Consider the following 390-nt stretch of genomic DNA (forward strand, 5'->3'; position numbering starts at 1 on the left):
CCATAGGTTAATGAGGCGAACCGGGGGAACTGAAACATCTAAGTACCCCGAGGAAAAGAAATCAACCGAGATTCCCCCAGTAGCGGCGAGCGAACGGGGAGCAGCCCAGAGCCTGAATCAGTGTGTGTGTTAGTGGAAGCGTCTGGAAAGGCGCGCGATACAGGGTGACAGCCCCGTACACAAAAATGCACATGCTGTGAGCTCGATGAGTAGGGCGGGACACGTGGTATCCTGTCTGAATATGGGGGGACCATCCTCCAAGGCTAAATACTCCTGACTGACCGATAGTGAACCAGTACCGTGAGGGAAAGGCGAAAAGAACCCCGGCGAGGGGAGTGAAAAAGAACCTGAAACCGTGTACGTACAAGCAGTGGGAGCCTCTTTATGGGG

Annotated in this window: 1 rRNA gene; it reads left to right on the forward strand. The window is 54.4% G+C overall.

The window, feature by feature from the left end:
- Positions 1-390, forward strand: a 23S ribosomal RNA gene (locus E4T82_RS12310); the annotation flags it as partial.

Origin of the sequence: Streptococcus cuniculi (genome assembly GCF_004570575.1) — a bacterium.
Taxonomy (GTDB): domain Bacteria; phylum Bacillota; class Bacilli; order Lactobacillales; family Streptococcaceae; genus Streptococcus; species Streptococcus cuniculi_A.